An 18,421-nucleotide genomic window follows, 5' to 3' on the forward strand; every position below is an offset into this window, starting at 1 on the left:
GTGTCCACTCAAACTGGGGAACCTCAGTCACATGGGACGACGCCTGCCGACCGGCAGTCGATCGAGCACAATCAAGCCATGCGCACCGACAACCCCTGGACCCTGCTCGGGTCGACGATGCCCTACGAGAATCCGTGGATGCGTGTCCGCGAGGATCGGGTGATCACACCTCTGGGAACCGAGGGCATCTATGGCGTGGTGGAGTCCAACGATTCGGTCATGATCGCGGCAGTCGACGATGCCGACAGGCTCTACTTGGTGCAGACATTCTCCTATCCGTCACAGCAGTGGCACTGGGAACTGCCCGGGGGCGGCGGTGACGGTCAGGAGGCACTGGCAGCCGCGGCGCGAGAGCTCTACGAAGAGACCGGGATTCGTGCCTCTGCGTGGGAAGTACTCGGCCGGACACGCGTTTGTAACGGGCTCATGACCGAACGGATGGCCACCTGCCTGGCACGCGACCTCACCTTCGACGGCGAGCGGGAGGTCTCCGACGAGCAGTTCGACACCGCTGAGTTCTTCACGATGGCCCAAGTCGACGAGATGGTGGCCACCGGTGGGATCGACGACGGCCAGAGCATCACAGCAATTCACCTGGTGCAGAAGTGGATCGACCACGCTCGCCGATGAGCGCGGTCGACCGGTTCTAGGGCATGTCTCCCAATTCCCTTTGCGCGTCTTTGCGGCTCGATGGCACCCTGGCGGCGTTGTCGTCGGTCACGATAGCTCCGCTATCGCTCCCCTTCGAGGCTCGTGCCTCGCACCTCAGGACGGCGCCTCCTCCGCCTTGCCAGGGAACCATCGACCTCGCAAATCCATCGCAGAGGAATTGGGAGACACGCCCTAATTGATGCCCGGGATCCGGATCGGTAGACCCGGGATGACCGGTGCCGGCGTCGACGTCGGTGAGGACGCGCCGCGCCGTGGCGCGCTCGACGGTGCGGAACTCGACGGTCGGCCCGGCCGGGCGACGGTCGGCGTGGTCGTACTCGCCGACGGCAAGACCGCGTTGTCGCGATTGACCTGCGCGCCGCGGCCGGTCCCGGTCGTGTCGTCCTCGCTCAGGCACATCGAGCGGATCACGTTGTGGTAGTTGACGAGCCCGTAGGTTAGAGGCAGCGCTGCCACGGCGCCGATGGCCCGCGTGGGGGAGAGGAAGCCGACGGTCGGGCTTCCCAGGATCTGACCTTCGGCCAAGCCGCCGACCGTGGTGAACAGGTACAGCGACAGGTAGTACGAGTAGTAGGCAGCCGTCAGCGACTTGGTGACGGTCAGGTCGGCGACGCTCACGGTCTCGAACGGATTGTCGCCCTGGTCGAGGTTGTGCTTGAGGCCGATCGTGATGTCGAGCGGGGCGCCGCCGACGTAGGGGATCAGACTGCCGATGAGCGAGGCGAAGGACTCGAGTTGTGTGAAGTCGGCTGGATCGGCGGGAATCAGGTTGTGCGGCACCTGGGTTGCCCGCATCTTCGCCAGAATCGCGTTGGTCTCACTCGCGATCTTCTGCTTCTGGGCGTCGGTGGTGACCAGTTGCTGCGCGTACTCGCCGGTGCGGGTGACGATGCGACTCAACGGTAGCGTGCCGATCTGCCGGCAGTTGTCGTTGTCGGCGAGCGCGAGCTGTCCTGCGGCGGCACGCACCACCGCGGGGATGTCGATGTGGTAGGCGACGTCGCCGCTGGGGCGCCCGGCCTGCTCTCGCTGATCCTCGGTGACCCGGGCGACGCACTGGTTCATCACCATGTTGGAGATTCCCTGGTAAAGATACTGCGAGCCCAGGACACCGCCCTGTACGGCGAGTTGCAGGATGGTGTTGTACGTGAAATATCCCTGGTAGCTGTCGAGCGCCGTGCCGGCCAAGGGGCTACCCAGGAACGGGGTGAGCTGGGCGGCGAGCTTCACCGGTGCGACGACGGTGACGAACAGGTACAGCCATGCCGTCTCCACCGCCTGGGTCAGGGTGATGTTGCCGAGCGGGATCGCCTCGTTCTCCTGGCCGTCGCGAACCTTCAACAGCTGCGTGACAATCCACTGCGACACCGGACCGCGGTAGGTCATCGACGGATCGGCGGAGTCGGCGCCGAGAGCCATCGGGTTGTCGGAGATCGCCAGCGTCGAGATGTTCAGGCGCTTCATGTCCCGATGCGCGGCATCGCGTGCGGCGTAGGCATTCTGGCGTAGCTGCGGTGGCAGCGAGGGCAACAGCGATTCGAACAGCGAGTCATACACCACCGACAAACTGGTGAACTCGCCGCTGACGCAGACCGTCGCCTTGCCTCGGTTCTCCTGCAGGGGCGCGAGCAACGAGCGCGGGCTCTGCGCGATGCGGTCGATCCGCTCCTGATAGGTCTCGGGCTCGGGAGTCTTCGGGGATTTCGGGGCCGCCTTCTCGGCGACCGGTGTGGGAGCGGGAACCAGCGCCGGATTGATCACCGCCGCAGTGCCGTTGGAGGTGAACGCGCTCGCCGAGAATGCCGTGAGCGTCGCCACCGCCGAGACCCGTACGGCCCACGTGCGAGTGCGTCGCGAGCGTCGATTTCCTACCGCACCAACCGTCTTCACGCGCACTCCTCTGACCCCCCGAACAGACATCCGGCCTCGGCTCTCCGACATGTGCCCGGGTGGGCATCGAGGAGCGTCCTCGCGCGGAAACCGAAAGTAAAGTTAGCATAACCTTTGCATGACGAGCCGATCGTGACCGTAATCACGATCTGGGTGTGCTGTGTCGGGGAGAAAGACCACGTCGACGAGTAGATCGTCAACCAAGGTTGACCCCCGGTGAGCTCCGGTGAATGATGATGCCATGCGCACAAGCCTCGGACCAGACGAATCTGGCGGCCCCGACAACCCGGTGACCGCACTGGCTGCCGTCGCCCGGCGCCGCGCCGAAATCGCCCGCGACGAGGAGGTTGCCGTCCGGCGAGCCCGCGCGGCGGGCCTTTCCTGGGCCGAAATCGGTGTGTTGCTTGGTGTTTCCAAACAGGCCATGCACAAGAAGTATCGGAGCGTCGGCTGATGACGACCCTGCCTCTGCGGTCGCGCCCGGTGGTGCTCGCCCTCGGAGCCGACCTACGCGCCGCCGGCTACACCGCGGAGGGGGTGGCGGAGGCACTCGGTGACGACGCCAACGACGCCCTGGGCCGCGGCGTCTGGTGGCCCGCATTGCGCGCGGCGCGTCCCGGCGGCGCCCGGGAGTCGCTGTCGACATTGATCAGACTGTTCCTACTCGGCTCCGACGAGGACGGGCCGACGCTGGCGGCGGCCTTCCCGAGCACCGGCGTGCCGGCGCTGATCGCCGAAGGCGTCGTCGAACAGCGTCCCGACGGCCGATATCGCGCGATCCTCGATATCCGTCCCCACTCCGACGACACCAACGACTTCCTCGTCATCTCCGATCAGGATGCGGCGATGCGCTCCGGACCGGTGGCCCACGACCACGTGCTCGGCATCGGTGGAGCGTCGATCTCGTTGGCGCGCGCGGTGATCCGCGACCGCGTCGACACCGCCCTGGATCTCGGCACGGGGTGCGGCATCCAGGCACTGCATCTCGACGCCCACTGCGGGTCCATCGTGGCCACCGACACCAATCCACGGGCGCTGGCCTTGGCCGCGGCCACCGCGACGCTCAACGACATGACCTGGGATCTGCGGGCGGGCAGTCTGTTCGAGCCCGTCGCCGGGGAACGGTTCGACCTGATCGTGTCCAACCCGCCGTTCGTGGTCGGGGCCGGCGCACAGGACTACATCTACCGTGACTCCGGACGGGCCGGCGACGCCCTGTGCGCCGAGCTGATCGCCGGATTGCCGGACCACCTGACCGACGGTGGAACCGCCCAATTGCTCGCCAACTGGATGGTGCGCGACGGCGCCGACTGGCGGGACCGCGTCGGCGGCTGGTTGGCCGGCACCGGACTCGACGCCTGGGTGGTGCAACGGGAGCTCGCCGACCCGATCAGCTACATCTCCCTGTGGCTCTCCGATGCCGGCGAGGACCCCGACCAGGTCGCCCGACGCGGCTCCGACTGGCTCGATTGGTTCGCCGAGGAGAAGATCACCGGAATCGGCATGGGCGTCATCACCGTTCGCAAGCGCGCCGGCTCGCGGTCAACCGACGGCGAGCACATTCTCGAAGAGATCACCGCTGCGGGGGAGGAGGTCACCGGCCCCGAGGCCGAAGCCTTCCTGGACCGGCGCTCCTACCTGCGCGCCCACGACGACGACCACCTGTTGATGGCTCGGCTGGCCTGTGCGCCGGTGTTCTGCGAGACACAATCGTTGCCGGGCGACGACGGCTGGCAGGAGTTCGGGTCGGCGGTGCGGCGCCCCGGCGGACCGGGTGCTGTCCTCGGCGTCGACGAGGTGTCGCGAGCGCTGCTCGCCGGATGCCGCGGAGCGGTCGAGCTCGGCACCCTGATCGATTTGCTTGCCGCGCACCACGGTGTCGATGCCGACGCACTGGCACAGGCAGCACTTCCCGTGGTCCGCGAGGCGATCGGCCGCGGAATCCTCTTCGAGGTTCGGTGAATTGTCCGATCCCGCAGGACTCTTCACCGACTGTTCACCTGGTGTGAAACCGGTCGATGCCGGGTGATCCGGTGACCTCCGTGAGGTGAGACACCGAGATGTGTGGTGCCGGCGTGGCCGGCCGGACCCGGAGGAGACCATGAGGCGTCGGACAGTGAATTCGATGGTGGCGGCGATCCTGGCTGCCGCGGCATTGGTGGTGCCCACCGCGGTGGCGCAATCGCCGGCCACCGCAGCCCCGGCATGCGCGTTCGCACCGACGCAGGTACCCGCATCCGCGGGTTTCGCTGCGGGGCAAACTGATCAGGCATTCGCGACCCCAGCGCCGCGCGATCACATCGCCATCCTGGACGGCTTCTCGTCGACGTCGCCGCTGGTGCGCCGGCAGAACCTCGCCGAGGCCGTCGCGATCAACAACACCGCGAGCCCGGCGACCGCCCGCGCCGCGGTGAACGACAACTATGCGATCGAGGGCCCGGCGATCTTCGACGCACTGGGTTCCCGTCTGGCTCCGGCGTTCTACGCGGCGCTGCGTGCCGGACAGTTGCCGAAGACCGCCGCGCTGCTGCTCGGAGACGAGTCGCCGGCGGGTGACCGGACCGGGACCAGCAAGGAGAAGAAGTACTTTCAGTACCCGCGGCCGTTCGAGGTTGCGCCGCAACTGATCCGCCACTACGGCGACGGCCGTCCCGATCTGTACGCGGCGGTGCGCGGTAGCGGCTCCTACCCGTCGGGGCACACCACCTGGGGCTACACCCAGGCCTTCCTGATCGCGGCGATGGTGCCCGAGGAGGGTCCGCAGATCCTCGCGCGCGGCGCCGACTACGGGTACCATCGCGTCGTGCTCGGGGTGCACTATCCGCTCGACGTCATCGGTGGTCGGATGCTCGCGCAGGCCGTGACCTCCGAGATGCTCGGTGACCCGCGCTTCGCCGGGCTGTTCGCGCAGGCGCGCACCGAACTGCGGTCGGTACTGCAGGCACGCGTGGGCGCCCCGATCGGGGCGATCGTCGCCTGCCAGCAGGCCACCCAACCCACCGCGACGGCGCTGACGACCTACCGGCAGCGGGCGACCTACTCCTTCCTGCCGACCGGCGCAGCCCGCGCGGAGAACGTGCCCGCAGGCGCCGAAAACCTCATCCGCGCCGCACATCCCGGACTCAGCACGGCCCAGCTGCGCGACATCCTGGCCCGGACCGCGCTGCCCGCCGGCTACCCCCTGGACAAGAGCGGGCCGTCCGGCGGATGGCAGCGGCTCGACATCGCACGCGCGTGGGTGACCCGCTGAGAGTGCCCTCGATGGCGTGCCGTCGCAGCCGGATGGTCAGCCGAAGGTGGCGTCGAGGGCGCGGGTGAGATCGTCGACGAGATCGTCCGCATCCTCGAGCCCGACCGAGAACCGTAGGTGCCCGAAGGTGCGAAAGGGCTTGGGATAGGCGGCGACCCGCGGCCCGTCGGTCCCGACGTGCACGATGAGTGACTCGTCGTGACCCAGCGAGACCGCCGAGGTGATCACTCGCAGGTGCGACACGAACCGATTCTGGGTCGCCGGATCACCGTCGACGGCGAACGCCATCATCGCGCCGAACCCGCGCCCACCGAATTGCCGTGCGGCGAGGTCGTGTTGCGGATGGGTGGCCAGGCCCGGATAGGCCACGTACGCGATTCGCGGATCGCCGGCGAGGAGTTCGGCGAGTCGCTGCGCGGTCGTCTGATGCTGACGCAGCCGCAGCGGCAGGGTGATGGACCCGCGGTCGATCAGCCACGCGTTGAACGGTGAGATGACCCCGCCGACGTCGACCATCGCCTCCGATTTGATCCGTGCGATGAGATGCGCTGCGCCGATCACCGCGCCGCCCATGGCATCTCCGTGTCCGTTGATGTACTTGGTGAGCGAGTGCACGACGAGATCGGCACCGTCGGTCAACGGCCGATACAGCGGCGGGGGAGTGAACGTCGAGTCGACCATCAACAGCGCATCGGCGCGGTGTGCGATCTCGGCGATCGCGGCGATGTCGGCGACCTTGGTGGTCGGGTTCGCGATCGCCTCGGTGACGAGCATCCGGGTGGTGGGCCGAACGGCTGCGGCCACGGCGTCGAGGTCGGTGACGTCGACGAAGCTCGCCTCGATGCCGTACTTGCGCGGCATCAGTTCGGTCCATAGTTTGAACGTCGCCTCGTAGGTCGTGTCGGAGACCACCACGTGGTCGCCGGTGGCGAGGAAGGTGAAGAACACCGCGTGCAGGGCGGCGACGCCGGAGGCGAGCGCGACCGCGTCGTCCCCGTGGTCGAGTAGAGCCAGTTTCCGCTGCAGCGCAGCCTGATTGGCGCCGGTGTTGCGGGTGTAGAAGAGTTGATCGGTGCCCGACCAGTCGGCGGTCTCCGGATTCGGTGGCAGGTGATACGAGTTGGCCATGGTGATCGGGGTGCGGATCGATGGCCCGCCGGTGTCATTGCCCGCGTGCACACACGCCGTCATGTCGCCGCTCGTACGCAGTACATCGCCGGTGTGCTCGTTCATGTCGGTTCCACTCCGCTCGGCCGTCGGTCAGATCGTGTCTCATGCTGCCCGGTCGGCGGCGGACACCTCTCGCCGGCCCGTCCACTCACGCGGTGAGGCCGCAACGTCGGCGACCGCTGACGACGCAACGGCAGGGGGAGGGCTCGCGACGGTCGGGCACGCCGGCCTCGCAGCGTCCGCTCGCGCCACGGTGATCCGGGCGAGGACGGCAGCGCCGAGGATGACGGGCAACCGGTGCAGCTTGTCGATCCCGAGGGCGAGCCGGACCTCGGCCCACGCCCAGCACGTCCCGAACACGCCGATCGCGAAGGCGGTCATGAGCAGGGGTGACCACGGTCGGTCGACGACGAGGATCGGTACCGCGACCAGTGCCAGCGCCTGGATCACATACGAGTCGAGGCTGCGGGTCCCCGACATCAGCAGTGGCCGCAGCCATTCTCGTGACCACAACGACAAGAAGATCCGGCACAGCCCGTAGACGGCCGGCACGAGCACCCAGGTGCCGACGGCTCGTGCCGGTCCGAACTCGAGTTTGTCTCCCAGGAACGGTTCGGCGGAGTGCCACGAACCGTTGGTCACCAGATGATGCGTGCACATCGCGACGCCCGCTGCCACCAACACCACAGCCGGCAGGTGCCGCTCGATCCGCCTGGCGAGATCCCAACGACGCCACTGCCATCCGACGATGAGCGCAGGAACGAACATGATCTGCCAGCCCGCCCAGTTCTGGATTCGGGCGCCCGATGGTTGTGCAACCAGATAGAACCAGTCGGGTGCGGCGAGTTGTGAGACCGCGTACAGCGCCACGGACGCGGCGAGGACGGGCCCCCACCACCCGCGCACCAGAAGCGGAAAGACGGCGAACGCCGAGACCATCAACACCATGTAGAGCAACAAGATGTTGCCGCCGCTGGGCAGATAGCTCATCGTCACCGCCCTCGCCAGGCCCTGCCCCCACCCGTCCACCGGACGAAGCCAGGTCAGGTGCCCGAACCCGGCCATCCCGGCCGCGACCGCGGCCAGCGACAGCGTGAGCTGGCAGACGTACAGTGCGGCAAGCCGTTTGGCCAGTCGCGTGCAGGCGAATCGCAGACCGCGGGTCTCGATCCACCGACGGTGCACCAACCCCAGCACGAATCCCGACAGCAGCACGAACACGCTCATCCCGTCGACGTACGGGAACACGTGGGTGGGCATGGCGATTTTCGCGCCGTCGGCGAAATGGGCGGTGATCATGCTCCAGATCGCCAGGCCGCGTGTCACGTCGATCGCGAGGTCCCGGTTCATCGGTCCCGACAGTAGGACCGGGTCGTTCCGTCACCGTGTGCGACGCGCGATCGAGTCCCAATTGTCACATTCACCACATTGGGCACTTCAGTCACAGGCCGGGCAGTCCGGTGATCCAACGACGCGGGGCCTCCCGGACATCGTCCGAGAGGCCCCGCGTCGAGCTCGGTGCTCAGGTGTACAGGTCGGCGATCGCCTGCTTGTAGGTGTCGCTGATGACGTTGCGCTTGAGCTTCATCGTCGGTGTGAGCTCCCCCGATTCGATGGTGAAATCGGTGTCGAGGATCTCGAACTTCTTGATCGCCTCGGCCTTGGACACCTTCGAGTTGGCCTCGTCGACGGCTTCGGCGATCTCGGCGCGCAGTTCGGCGTTCCTGGCCAGGTCGGCCGGCGAGGTGTCGGCCGGCAGGTTGTGGCGCTCGAGCCAACCCGGGGTCGCCTCGGGGTCGATCGTGATGAGCGCGCCGATGAACGGCTTGTTGTCACCGACGACGAGGCACTGGCTGACCATCGGGTGCGCACGGATGGCGTCCTCGAGCTGCGCCGGCGACACGTTCTTACCGCCTGCGGTGACGATCAGCTCCTTCTTACGGCCGGTGATGTAGAGGTAACCGTCATCGAGGCGGCCGATGTCGCCGGTGTGGAACCAGTCGTCGTGGATCGCCTCGGCGGTGGCCTCGGGGTTGTGCCAGTAGCCGGTGAACACGACCGGTCCCTTCAGCAGCACCTCGCCGTCCTCGGCGATGGCCACCGACACCCCCGGAACAGGGCGGCCGACCGAGCCGACGCGTTGGTGGTCCTCGTTGTTCGCGGTGACCGCCGCGGTCGTCTCGGACAGGCCGTATCCCTCGTAGACCGGGATGCCGACGCCGCGGAAGAAGTGGCCGAGGCGGGCACCGAGCGGGGCGCCGCCGGAGATGGCCCCCTCGCAGTTGCCGCCGAGCGCGGCGCGCAGCTTGTTGTAGACGAGCGCATCGAAGATCTTGTGCTTGATCGTCAACACCAGTCCGGCCGAACCCTTTTCGGTGGCCTTGCTGTACTCGATGGCGGTGTCGGCGGCCTTGTCGAAGATCGAGCCCTTGCCGCCGTCGTAGGCCTTCTGCTTGGCGGAGTTGTAGACCTTCTCGAACACGCGCGGCACCGAGAGCACGTAGTTCGGCTTGAAGACCGCGAGATCATCGATGAGGTTCGGGATGTCGCTGGTGTGGCCGAGGATCACACCGTTCTCGACGCAGCCGACCGCGACGACACGGGCGAAGACGTGGGCCAGCGGGAGGAACAGCAGGGTCGACTTACCCTCGGCGAGGCCGGCGCCGACCGCATCGCGCGTCGCCGCGCACTCGGCGAGGAAGTTGGCGTGGGTCAGTACGACACCCTTCGGCCGGCCCGTGGTGCCCGAGGTGTAGATGAGGGTCGCCGCGTCGGAGGACAGCTGGTTGGCGTGGCGCTCGTCGAGTTGCTCGTCACCGATCTGCTCGCCGCGCTTGGTCAGCTCGGTCACCGCGCCGCGGTCGATCACCAGGGTCTCGCGCAAGGGGTCGCCGGCATCGATGACCTCGGCATGCTTGGTGAACTGTGCCTCGGACTCCACGATCAGCAGCGTTGTTCCCGAGTTCTCGACGATGTATTTGACCTGATCGGTCGCCGAGGTCTCGTAGATGGCGACGGTCACCGCCCCCGCACGCCAGATCGCGTAATCGAGAACCGTCCACTCGTAGCGGGTGGAGGACAGGATCGCGACCCGTTCGCCGGGAGCGACGCCCGAAGCGATCAAGCCCTTGGCGACGGCGTCGACCTCGTCGGCGAAGTGCTTGGCGGTCACCGTGATCCACGTGCCGCTGCTGCGCCGCTTGAACAGCGGCATGGTCGGGCGCTCGGCGCGATACCGCAGGATCGCGTCGACGGTGGTCGCCTTGTCGTCGACGGAGAGATCGGACGGTGTCGTGTACTCCTGCATGCTGCTCCTGATGAAGAACCCGACATAGCGGACAACCCGCTGGTCGGCGCGGCGATTTTATGTGCGACCGAGGGTACCAGGATTGATGAGAGGAGCGTCACACCAGGAGGTGGCGGCGGGCGGCATCGGCGGTCGCCTGCTCGAAGCCCGGGCGGTTGGTCTGTGGACAGATGCGCCTGGAGATGCAGTCTCTTGGGCCCTCTCGCATTACAGTTGACTCGATGAACGGGATACGCAGACCATGACCGAGACCCCAGCCGCCGACCGCCCCGACGCCGACGCGATCACCTTCGACGACCTCGACATCGACGATCGTGTGCGCAGTGCGATCGCCGAGGTCGGATACGAGACGCCCTCGCCGATTCAGGCTGCGACGATTCCGCCGTTGATGGCGGGACGCGACGTCGTCGGCCTGGCCCAGACCGGTACCGGTAAGACGGCGGCCTTCGCGATCCCGATCCTGTCCCGCCTCGACCCGGAGGTTCGCCGTCCGCAGGCGCTGATCCTCGCGCCCACAAGAGAACTCGCCCTGCAGGTGTCCGAGGCGTTCAGCCGGTACTCGGCGCACATGCCCGAGGTGCGCGTGCTGCCCATCTACGGCGGGCAGAGTTACGGCGTGCAGCTGGCCGGGCTGCGGCGCGGTGCGCAGGTCATCGTCGGAACCCCCGGCCGTGTCATCGATCACCTCGACAAGGGCACCCTCGACATCTCCGAACTCGAGTACCTCGTCCTCGACGAGGCCGACGAGATGCTGACGATGGGTTTCGCCGAGGACGTCGAGCGCATCCTGGCCGAGACGCCCGACTCCAAGCAGGTGGCGCTGTTCTCGGCCACCATGCCCAGCGCGATTCGCCGACTGGCCCAGAAGTACCTGCACGATCCGCAGGAGATCACGGTCAAGTCCAAGACCGCGACCGCCCAGAACATCACGCAGCGCTATCTGCAGGTGTCGCATCAACGCAAGCTCGACGCGTTGACCAGGTTCCTGGAGGTCGAGTCCTTCGACGCGATGATCGTGTTCGTCCGCACCAAGCAGGCGACCGAAGAACTCGCCGAACGGCTTCGGGCGCGCGGATTCTCGGCGGTCGCCATCAACGGCGACATGGTGCAGGCCCAGCGCGAGCGGACGATCAACCAGCTCAAGGACGGCGGGATCGACATCCTCGTCGCCACCGACGTTGCCGCTCGCGGACTCGACGTCGACCGCATCTCGCACGTGGTCAACTACGACATCCCGCACGACACCGAGTCCTATGTGCACCGCATCGGACGGACCGGCCGGGCCGGGCGGTCGGGTAATGCGCTGCTGTTCGTCTCGCCACGGGAGCGGCATCTGCTCCGGGCCATCGAGCGCGCGACCCGCCAGCCATTGACCGAGATCGGGTTGCCGTCGGTGGAGGACGTCAACGCCCAGCGTGTGGCCCGCTTCGCCGACTCGATCACCGAGAATCTGACGTCGGATCACCTTGACATGTTCCGCAAGCTCGTCGAGGACTACGCGCGCGACAAGGACGTCGCCATGGCCGACATCGCCGCGGCGCTGGCCCTCGAGACGCGCGACGGTGGCTTCCTGATGACTCCCGACCCGCCCGAGAGGGATCGGCCGGAGCGTCGTGAGCGAGAACCGCGCAAGGCCGGGGGCTCCTACGCCACCTATCGCATCGCGGTGGGCCGCAAACACAAGGTGTCGCCCGGCGCGATCGTCGGTGCGATCGCCAACGAGGGCGGCCTCACCCGGGGTGATTTCGGCAACATCAGCATCCGCGACGACTTCTCCCTCGTCGAGTTGCCGGACAACCTCGACCGCGACACCCTCGACCGGCTCCGCGACACCAGGATCGGCAAGAACCCGATTGATCTGCGTCGCGATCAGGGCCCGCCCCGCGCCCGCGGAGGCAACAAACGTGCCGGTCAAGGTCAACGCGGTCGAGACGGTCACCACTCACGAGGCGACAGCTGGGGCAAACGCGGCTCGCGTCATGTGGCCGGCCGCGGTCGTAGCTGAGGCGGCGCCCCGGGCGGTCGGGACACCCGATGCGTACGTGACACTGTTGGGCGTTTCGAGATTGTTCCGTAACCTTGGTGGCGGGTCGAACGATGATCCATGTGGACACCGTCCGACCCGACCGTCAGATATACGCGAGCATTTTCAGGAGTAGTCACCAGTGTCAGTGGTGGATTCGATCTCAGCAGCCGAAGCCTTGTCCCACACCCGCGAGGGCGACGCCGTCGTCGTCGACGCCCGCCCGCAGGTGGTCCGTCACCAGGGCTCCCTGCCCGGAGCGGTCGTTGTGGACCCGACTGACGTCCGGTCGCGATTGGCCCCGACGCCGTCGGGCACGTTCCCCGTCATCGGGCATCGCGACACGGAGATCAACGTCGTATCCGTGTCGTCGCAGGCACCGCGCATCGCCGAGCAGATCGCCGACCTCGGCTACACCAATGTGCACTACGTCGACGGTGGTTTCCCGGCGCTGCGGCGTACCACCCCATGATCGTGTGGCCTGCCACCGGCGCGTCGACTTGATAGCGTGATGGGTCAGCCCGACCGTGGGCCGGTGCCGTCCGGCCAGGTCGGGGGATCTGCGCAGGAGGAAGCCGGGCTGATGGCCGAGCAGGAGTCTCTCGACGACCGTCGTGATCAGGTCGTGCGTCTGCTCGAATTCCTCTCCGACCTCCTGGCCACCCGCGCCGGTCGCCGACGCCATCTCGACGCCCATCGTGCCCGGCTCGACGTCGGTCCCGGTACCGCGGTCGCCGTGCGTACGGGTGCCGCAGCCGGACAGGTTGTCGTGGAGCTCGACCCCGGCTACGTCGGCTACGACGAACTCGAGGCGATGGTCGCAGAACTGTACGACCATCCGGACTCTCGCGAACTCGTGCTCGCCGGTGGCCTGGTGGTGGTGACGTCGGCGACCGAGGGTGCTGCTCCCGACGACGGTGCACCCGAACTGGTACGGGAGTACCTGCTGACCCAAGAGGTTGTCGCGCAGCGTGATCCGGAATCCGGCACGCTGCGGATCTCACTCGGCGCAGGATCCGCGCCGAGTGCCCAGGACGCCCGACTGCTCGCGGGGATCGAGGGAATCGATCTCTCCCGGACGGTCAAGCTCCACTCCCGTTTCGAGGCTCTGCCCAGTGTGGTGAGCCCCAAGGCCACCGATCTGCTCGACGAGTGGATTCCGCGTGTCGACACCGATGCCGAGCAGGTCACCGTGGTGGTCGATCCGGCGGCGACGGCGTTGGTCCTGCGTGAGCGGTCGACCACGGCCCTGGCCGCGTTCTACGACACCGTCGCCGATCGGCTGCGCGAATCCACCGAGGACGTGCCGATCGGGTTGGCGCAGTTGGTGGCGCCGATCGAGGTCGACGAGCGCGTCGAGGCGCTCGCGGCCTCAGGGGCCCTGCCCGCCGGCGAACTCGTCACCGACGCGCTGTACCCGTTGCCGTCCAATGTCGAACAACGTGACGTGCTGTCGCGCCTGGGCGCCGACAGTGGCGTCGTGGTCGAAGGCCCACCGGGCACCGGCAAGACCCAGACCATCGCCAATGTGGTTGCTGCCCTTCTCTCCAAGGGGCAGCGGGTACTGGTGACCAGCGAGAAGGCGGGCGCGCTCGCGGTGCTGCGGGACATCCTGCCGCCGGAGCTGCGCGCGCTGACCGTCTCCACCGCCGACCTGTCCCGCGACCGCTTCGAGTCGGTGGTCTCCGGCGTCGAGGAGATCGCCGAACGCAAGGCGACCTACGTCGACAGCGTCGGCAGCGCCGAGATCGACGATCTCTCCGCGCGTCGGCAGCAGGCTGTCGAGCGACGCGAACGCGCGCTGCGGGGGCTGTGGGAACTGCGCCGCTCCGAAACCGAGGTGCACGAATGGGTGGCCGGTGACTTCTCCGGGACGGCCGCGGCGATCGTGCGGCAGACCAACGCCGACGCAGAGCGGTTGGACTGGCTTCCGGGTCCGATCGACGGTGCGTTCGCGCCCCTCGATGCGAGCGAGTTCCGGCGTCTCCTGGAATTGCTGAGAGCCACGCGAGGGCAGACACGGCGACTGTCCCAGCGTTTCGTCGACCTCGACGATCACCTACCCGATCCCGCGACCATGGACCAGATCTGTGCGCGGATCGCGCGGCGGCCGGCCGAGCCGATGGTCGGCAGCGGATCGCTGATGTCGATTCTCGGCGACGTCGAGAGCCCGCGGCTGCTCCACATCAAGGAGATCTGCGATCACCTCGGCGTCGCCGCGCAGGAGGTCGGTACCTTCCCGCCGACCATGATCGACATGGCCGACCGACTTCTCGCCGGACAGGCCGCGCACCTGTGGTCCCGGGTCACCGCGCTCTCACCGGTGATCGCCGACGCCGCGCGCCGCGATCGTGAACTCGGTGCGCACAGTGTCGTCGTGGACGGTGCGCGGCCGGGCGACGGTGATCTGTTCGCCGCGGCGGCGGCCCACCTGCGCGACGGCGGACGCTGGCGCGGCCGACTACGCCGATCCGAGGCGCAGCGAGCGGTGGAGGAATCCGGTGTCGTCGTCACCGTCGACGGCCGGCCCGCCACCGACGAGCGATCGCTGCAGGCGGTGGCCGATCACCTGGCCGTCTTCGATGCCGTGCATCAGGTGCAGCGCGTCCTCGGCGACCTCCACGTCCCCATCGACACCTCGGGATCGCGGTCGTCACAACTGAATCGGCTGGTCCTCCTCGACGGGCAACTCGGCTGGATCTCGACGCTGGTTTCCGCGCGCGACGACCTCGTTCGTGAACTCGAGGTGATCAGTCCGGGCGGTCCGCGCCCGCGCAGTGTCACCGAAGCCGCCCGCGTGGCCCGCGAGGCCGGCGCGATCGCCGCGGCCAACGACGCCTTGCTCGCCGAGGAGGAACTCGCCGAGCACGCCTACAGTCTGGCCGCACAACTCGAGAAGGGGCCCTCACCGGAGGGCGACGCCCTCGTCTCCGCACTGGCCAACGCCGATGCCGAGGCCATCCGCGCCACCCGGCGTGCGGCGACGGCCGCCCGGACGGAATGGGAGGACCAGGCCGCGCTGGACCTCTTGATGCTCCGGTTACGCAGCAAAGCACCGGATTTCGCGGATCTGCTGGAGTCCACGGCCGACGATCCGCGGTGGGACGCCAGATTGCGCGACGTCTCCGATGCATGGGCATGGCGACGTGCGCGGACGTGGGCCGCCGAACGCAGCGACCCCAAGGGGGAGCAGCGGTGGTCCGCGGCCCTCGACGAGGCCGAGGCCGACATCGCGCAGTTGACCACACAACTCGCCGCGGCCCGCGCGTGGCGGGCGTGCCTGTCGCGCGTGACAGTGGCCCAGATCCAGGCACTGCAGTCCTATCGCGACCACATGATCAACCTCGGCAAGGGGTCGGGCAAACACGCCTCGAGGTTCCGGGCTGCGGCCCGGGAGGCGATGGAGCAGGCATCCGCCGCAGTCCCGGCATGGGTGATGCCGATGTCGCAGGTGGTGGACATGATTGCGCCGGAACAGAATTCGTTCGATGTGGTCATCGTCGACGAAGCCAGTCAGTCCGACATCACCAGCGTGTTCCTGCTCTGGCTCGCTCCGCGGGTGATCGTGGTCGGCGACGACCGGCAGTGCGCCCCGACGGGGCTTGCGGGTACCACCCTCGACGACGCCTTCGCCGCCCTCGACGCCCGGTTGCCCGATCTGCCGCACTACCTTCGTGACGGTCTCACGCCGAGATCGAGCCTGTTCTCGTTGCTGCGCAGCCGATTCGGACACGTCATCCGGCTCCGGGAGCATTTCCGCTCGATGCCGGAGATCATCGGCTTCTCCTCCGCGCAGTTCTACGCCGACGCCCCGCTGATCCCGGTTCGTCAGCATGGCGCCGACCGCCTCGATCCGCTGCGCACCGTGCGGGTAACGGGAAATGCTCAGGGGCAGGGTAATTCGATCGTCAACACAGGCGAGGTCGACGAGCTGGTGTCGACGCTGGTGGGTTGTTTGTCCGACAGTGCCTATGACGGACTCGATTTCGGCGTCATGGCCTTGCAGGGCACCAAGCAGGTCGACCTGCTGACCCGTGCGCTGCGGGAGGCGGTCGACGACGAGACGTGGCGCACCCGGCGGATTCGGGTCGGCTCGCCGCCTGACTTCCAGGGCGATGAGCGGCGGGTCATCTTCTTGTCGATGGTGGTCTCCGACCCCTCGGCGATCGCCGCCCTGACCCGTGCCGAGTCCCAGCGGCGCATCAATGTCGCTGCATCGCGGGCGATGGATCAGATGTGGCTGTTCCACTCGATCGATCTCACCGACCTGGGGGAGGGTGACCTGCGGCGGTCGCTGCTGGGGTACATGCAGGCCAATGCCGGACCGGCCATCGACGCCATGCCGGTCGATGTCCCCGATGACCGCAGGGTCGAGCCCTTCGAGAGTCTCTTCGAGCAGAAGATCTTCAATTGCCTTGCCGCGCACGGTTATCACGTCACCCCCAAGGTTTCGGTCAACAACATGTGCATCGATCTGGTGGTCACCGGCGCCGACGGACGGCTGGCGGTCGAATGCGACGGTGATGAATTCACCACCACCGGCGCGCAAGCCCGTTCCGACATGGAGCGTGAGCGTGAACTGCGGCGATGTGGTTGGGAGTTCTGGCGGCTGCGCGAGTCGGAATTCGAACTCGACGCCGACGCCGCGCTGGCGCCGTTGTGGGAGGCTCTCGATCGCCGTGGTGTGAAGCCCGGATCGGTGGCCGGGCCGTATGTCGGCAGCACGGAAAGCGCTGTCCCGGAGGGCTCGTCGTCGGAACCCGCCGTGGCGGCATGGGAGCCGGTGGATCTCAGCGCAGGAGAGTAGGCGGCACCTCGAGCGCCTGGACCAGTGCGGGTAGGGCAACCGCCGCACCGGCCGGAATACGTTGTTGCACAGACGGTGTCAGCGCCGAGGGCTCGGGATTGATCTCGATGACCGGAAGTCCGGCGGCCGCGGCGCGTTCGGGTAGCGACGCCGCCGGATACACGATCCCACTCGTACCGATCACGAGGACGACGTCGGTCGCGCGGAACGCCGCATCGGCGCGTTGCCACTCCTGCGCGGGCAGCGGTTCACCGAACCACACCACGCCCGGACGCACCAGGTCGCCGCAGACCGGGCACCGCGGTGGCTCCACCCTCGGCAGCTCGCCGGTGACCTCCGGGTCGGCGACGTCGATGGGGTCGGTCTCGGTGAACCGATGCCCACAACGGGAACAACGCGGGGCGAACAGGCTGCCGTGTAAATGGCTGGTCACCGGCGTCCCTCCACGTTCATGCAGGTCATCGACGTTCTGGGTCACCACCATGATCGCGCGGGGATCGTCTCCCGCCGCGAGCCCGGCGTGCCGAAGCTCGGCGAGTGCGCGGTGACCGGCGTTCGGCTCGCGGCGCCTGACCTGCCCGGCCCGCCACTGGTACCACCCCCATACCAGCGCCGGATCGTCATGCCATGCCTGCGGTGTGGCCAGCGTTGTCGGATCGAAGTTCTCCCACAGTCCGGTGCGGACGTCGCGAAAGGTGGGAATCCCGCTTTCGGCGCTCATTCCCGCGCCGCTGAAGACCGTGACCCATTCGGCCGCGCGAACGATCTCGGTGACCTCGGGCGGGATCAGCGGCTCGCCCTGGTGCTCGTCGGTCATCGCACCTCACGATTCCCGGGTGCCGTCGAGTGCCGCACGCAGCAGCATCGCCGTGGAGTCCGGATCACGATCACGGCGAACGATCATTCCGCGAAGGAAGCGCAGGCGATCACCGTCGTGGCGCGGGACGACGTGCAGATGGGTGTGGAAAACGGTTTGAAAGGCGGCCCGGCCGTCGTTGATCGCGAGGTTGACACCGTCGGCGGCGAGCGACGAGCTCTTCATGGCCGCGGCCACGGATTGGCCCGCGCGCATCATGCGCGCGCCGAGTTCGGGTGCGAGGTCGGCCAGCCCGGTCGAATGTGTCCGGGGCACCAACAGCGTGTGGCCGCGGGTGATCGGCCGGATGTCGAGAAAGCCCAGGACATCGGGGTCGGAGTAGACGACGCGGGCCGGGGCCGCGCCCGACACGATGTCGCAGAAGACGCAGTCGGTCATGGTCGATCAGCCTACGTCGTCGGTGTCCTCACCCGGAGTCCTCGGGC

The 18,421-nt window shown here is 67.7% G+C and carries 13 protein-coding genes; 7 read left to right on the top strand and 6 right to left on the bottom strand.

Annotated features, from left to right (window positions below; all coding sequences use genetic code 11):
* The first annotated feature begins 78 nt into the window (after window positions 1–78).
* Window positions 79–630, top strand: coding sequence for an NUDIX domain-containing protein (locus tag J6U32_RS13370; protein ID WP_208795854.1), 552 nt, complete (start codon window positions 79–81; stop codon window positions 628–630).
* Between the two features lie 213 nt (window positions 631–843).
* On the opposite strand, the gene J6U32_RS13375 is transcribed toward J6U32_RS13370, so the two are convergent.
* Window positions 844–2,562 carry a hypothetical protein gene (locus tag J6U32_RS13375; protein WP_208795855.1) on the bottom strand — a complete coding sequence of 573 codons (1,719 nt, stop codon included), beginning with the start codon at window positions 2,560–2,562 and terminating at the stop codon, window positions 844–846.
* A 241-nt stretch (window positions 2,563–2,803) separates the two neighbouring features.
* On the opposite strand from J6U32_RS13375, the gene J6U32_RS13380 reads away from it, so the two are divergent.
* The 3 genes from J6U32_RS13380 (at window position 2,804) to J6U32_RS13390 (ending at window position 5,812) form a co-directional block, all read left to right on the top strand.
* Complete coding sequence (locus tag J6U32_RS13380; protein ID WP_208796106.1) at window positions 2,804–3,016, top strand: hypothetical protein; 213 nt, start codon at window positions 2,804–2,806, stop codon at window positions 3,014–3,016.
* A complete protein-coding gene (locus tag J6U32_RS13385) occupies window positions 3,016–4,524 on the top strand; it encodes a DUF7059 domain-containing protein (RefSeq protein WP_208795856.1) in 1,509 nt (502 codons plus the stop codon). Before J6U32_RS13380 ends, J6U32_RS13385 begins: the two co-directional genes overlap by 1 nt.
* A gap of 139 nt (window positions 4,525–4,663) precedes the next feature.
* Entirely contained in the window at window positions 4,664–5,812 is a 1,149-nt protein-coding gene (locus tag J6U32_RS13390; protein WP_208795857.1) for an acid phosphatase, read from the top strand.
* A gap of 36 nt (window positions 5,813–5,848) precedes the next feature.
* Here J6U32_RS13390 and J6U32_RS13395 read toward each other — a convergent pair whose 3' ends face one another.
* From J6U32_RS13395 to J6U32_RS13405, 3 genes are all read right to left on the bottom strand, one after another.
* Window positions 5,849–7,045: a trans-sulfuration enzyme family protein gene (locus tag J6U32_RS13395; RefSeq protein ID WP_208795858.1), complete on the bottom strand. Its 1,197-nt coding sequence runs from the start codon at window positions 7,043–7,045 to the stop codon at window positions 5,849–5,851.
* Window positions 7,046–7,084: 39 nt separating this feature from the next.
* Complete coding sequence (gene opgC / locus J6U32_RS13400; RefSeq protein ID WP_208795859.1) at window positions 7,085–8,332, bottom strand: OpgC domain-containing protein; 1,248 nt, start codon at window positions 8,330–8,332, stop codon at window positions 7,085–7,087.
* Between the two features lie 172 nt (window positions 8,333–8,504).
* Complete coding sequence (locus J6U32_RS13405; RefSeq protein WP_208795860.1) at window positions 8,505–10,289, bottom strand: AMP-dependent synthetase/ligase; 1,785 nt, start codon at window positions 10,287–10,289, stop codon at window positions 8,505–8,507.
* Window positions 10,290–10,530: 241 nt separating this feature from the next.
* Here J6U32_RS13405 and J6U32_RS13410 point away from each other — a divergent pair, with 241 nt between their 5' ends.
* The 3 genes from J6U32_RS13410 (at window position 10,531) to J6U32_RS13420 (ending at window position 17,119) form a co-directional block, all read left to right on the top strand.
* The gene (locus J6U32_RS13410; RefSeq protein WP_208795861.1) at window positions 10,531–12,294 is read left to right on the top strand and encodes a DEAD/DEAH box helicase; all 1,764 of its coding nucleotides are present in this window, start codon (window positions 10,531–10,533) and stop codon (window positions 12,292–12,294) included.
* Between the two features lie 160 nt (window positions 12,295–12,454).
* The gene (locus J6U32_RS13415; protein ID WP_006371531.1) at window positions 12,455–12,784 is read left to right on the top strand and encodes a rhodanese-like domain-containing protein; all 330 of its coding nucleotides are present in this window, start codon (window positions 12,455–12,457) and stop codon (window positions 12,782–12,784) included.
* Window positions 12,785–12,823: 39 nt separating this feature from the next.
* On the top strand, window positions 12,824–17,119 hold the full coding sequence (locus J6U32_RS13420; RefSeq protein ID WP_208796108.1) for an AAA domain-containing protein: 4,296 nt from the start codon (window positions 12,824–12,826) through the stop codon (window positions 17,117–17,119).
* On the opposite strand, the gene J6U32_RS13425 is transcribed toward J6U32_RS13420, so the two are convergent.
* Together J6U32_RS13425 and J6U32_RS13430 are read right to left on the bottom strand one after the other, a co-directional pair.
* Window positions 17,103–17,936: an SIR2 family NAD-dependent protein deacylase gene (locus tag J6U32_RS13425; protein ID WP_280118984.1), complete on the bottom strand. Its 834-nt coding sequence runs from the start codon at window positions 17,934–17,936 to the stop codon at window positions 17,103–17,105. The genes J6U32_RS13420 and J6U32_RS13425 overlap by 17 nt on opposite strands.
* A gap of 6 nt (window positions 17,937–17,942) precedes the next feature.
* On the bottom strand, window positions 17,943–18,374 hold the full coding sequence (locus tag J6U32_RS13430) for an HIT family protein (RefSeq protein WP_208795862.1): 432 nt from the start codon (window positions 18,372–18,374) through the stop codon (window positions 17,943–17,945).
* Window positions 18,375–18,421: the final 47 nt, after the last annotated feature.

The organism is Gordonia polyisoprenivorans, assembly GCF_017654315.1.
Lineage (GTDB): Bacteria > Actinomycetota > Actinomycetes > Mycobacteriales > Mycobacteriaceae > Gordonia > Gordonia polyisoprenivorans_A.